Source organism: Mariniphaga sediminis, from assembly GCF_003573545.1.
GTDB lineage: Bacteria > Bacteroidota > Bacteroidia > Bacteroidales > Prolixibacteraceae > Mariniphaga > Mariniphaga sediminis.
On record NZ_QWET01000054.1, the window covers coordinates 1 to 2,548 of the forward strand.

At 41.7% G+C, this 2,548-nt stretch carries 2 protein-coding genes; both read left to right on the top strand.

The genetic code is table 11. The annotated features are described in order from the left end of the window. Positions 1 to 44: 44 nt before the first annotated feature. Complete coding sequence (locus D1164_RS23495) at positions 45 to 2,312, top strand: GH92 family glycosyl hydrolase (RefSeq protein ID WP_119352344.1); 2,268 nt, start codon at positions 45 to 47, stop codon at positions 2,310 to 2,312. 35 nt (positions 2,313 to 2,347) lie between these two features. Then, the coding region (locus D1164_RS23500) for a hypothetical protein (RefSeq protein WP_147372287.1) at positions 2,348 to 2,548 on the top strand (201 nt) is incomplete at its 3' end.

Consider the following 2,548-nt stretch of genomic DNA (forward strand, 5'->3'; position numbering starts at 1 on the left):
TTAGCAAAATAAATTTTTAATCTAAACAAAACGCTCTTTAAATTATGAAACCAAAATATTTCGTTTTTGTATTTCTTTTTTTATTTGGAACCTATTCATGTGTAGAAAAAGAAAAAAGCCCGGAGGTTTCCTCCTTCGTTGATCCATTTATCGGAACAGATGCACATGGACATACCTATCCCGGTGCTCTTGTGCCTTTTGGAATGGTACGACTTAGTCCGGATACCGGAATAAAAGACTGGGACTGGTGTTCCGGATATCATGCATCAGATAATTCCATTATGGGGTTTACGCATACGCATGTTAGCGGGACCGGAGTGGGGGAGATGGGAGATATTTTATTAATGCCGTTTACAGGAAGCCCGAAGTTTAAACCTGGCACAAAAGAAAACCCGGATGAAGGATATCGTTCCCGGTTTTCAAAAAATACCGAAGTGGCCAAACCGGGCTATTATTCCGTAGTTTTGGAAGATTCCGGCATTAAAGCAGAATTAACAACATCACAAAGGGTTGGTTTTCATAAATATTCTTTTCCTGAAAGCACAGAAGGGAAGGTTGTTATCGACCTTGAACATGGCATTCAGGACAGTACATTAAAGAGCCACCTGGCGGTTACAGATGAATATACGGTAACAGGTTACCGGCATTCTACCGGGTTTGTAAAAAACCAGCATGTGTATTTCTGTGCCCGGTTTTCAAAACCCATAAAAGATTTTATTTCTTATTCTGATGGTTCCACAAGTGATAGTAAAAAGGTGGAGGGCAGAGTTTGTAAGGTGGTATTGGATTTTGGAGAGAACGATGAAATTTTGGCTAAAGTGGGTTTGTCCATGGTGGATGAAAATGGTGCAACAAACAATATCAGTGCGGAAATACCTCACTGGGATTTTCAGAAAGTGATGGACAACGCCGGGGAATTATGGGAGAATGAACTCTCGAAAATCGAGATTGAAACGGATGATGCTGACCAAAAGACAATTTTTTATACCGCTTTTTACCATAACATGGTTTCGCCTAATCTTATTTCCGATGTGGATGGCCGATACCGGGGATGGGATGGCAACGTTCATAAAGGCGAGCGTAATTTTTACACGAATTACTCATTGTGGGATACCTATCGTGGCACCCACCCGCTTTATATACTCCTGAATCCGGATAAAAACAACGAGTTTATTAATTCGATGTTGCAGCGCTACAATGAAATAGGAGAGTTGCCTATCAACGAATACGGTATCAACGAAACATTCTGTATGATTGGCAATCATTCGATTCCGGTAATTGTTGACGCCTACTTGAAAGGTACCGCAGATTTTGATGTGGATTTGGCTTTTGAAGCCATTAAACACAGCTCTACATACAGCGGTTATAACTTTAAGGTGGACTGGCCTAAATACATGAGGTATGGTTATTTGCCGGCTGATTCCATTATAGAGGAATCGGTTTCGCGTACCCTGGAATCCACTTACAACGACTGGTGTGTGGCTCAAATGGCAAAAAAAATGGGCAAGACTGAAGATTATAATTACTTTGCCCAAAGGGCTGGCTTTTATAAAAACTTATTTGATAAAAGTACTTCGTTCATGCGCGGCCGTAATTCCGATGGTTCCTGGGATTCTCCATTCGATCCGTTTAAGATCTCCCATGCAGGTACCGGTGGCGGAAATTACACGGAGGGAAATGCATGGCAATATACCTGGCATGTGCAACACGACGTAAATGGATTGATTGATTTGATGGGCGGGGCTGAAAAGTTCTGTACGAAACTGGATTCTTTGTTCATATTAGATCCCGTGGTTTATGGCGATGGACTAACATTGGACGTAACAGGACTAATTGGTCAGTATGCACAGGGAAATGAGCCGTGCCACCATGTTCCTTACATGTATAATTATGCCGGTAAACCCTGGCGGACACAGGAAATAGTGACCGAAATAAAAAATACCTTTTATGGAAGCGCACGCGACGGCCTGTGCGGAAATGATGATTGCGGACAATTATCGGCCTGGTATATTTTTGGCTCTTTGGGGTTTTATCCTTTGTGTCCCGGCTCCGATTCATATATTATCGGAACGCCATCGTATAAATCGGTTAAACTAAAACTTCCGAATAAGAGTGAGTTTATTGTAAAGGCTGAAAACCTCTCTGCCGACAATTACTATATTCAGTCAGCAAAGTTGAATGGGAAGGAATACACGAAAACCTACATTAATTATAATGACGTAAAGAATGGAGGCGTTTTGGAATTTGTCATGGGTCCAAATCCAAACAAGGGATGGGGCGTACTTCCCGAAGATTTACCCAGGTCGAACTAAAAGGTGTTAACGAACGAAGACTAAATTATTTTTAAATGAATCTGAAAATTGTTTTTATATCAGTTCTGCTGATTTCCGCGCTATCCACGTTGGGAGCAACAAAGTTTGAGTCAACAGCCGGCTTTACCGATGCTAATGCATTTGGCTTCTCTGCTGGCGCAAGTGGAATAGAAAATGTAAATGCTTTGCAAAAAGCAATCGATAAAGGGGGAACGATAGTCGTTTCTCAGCCGGGG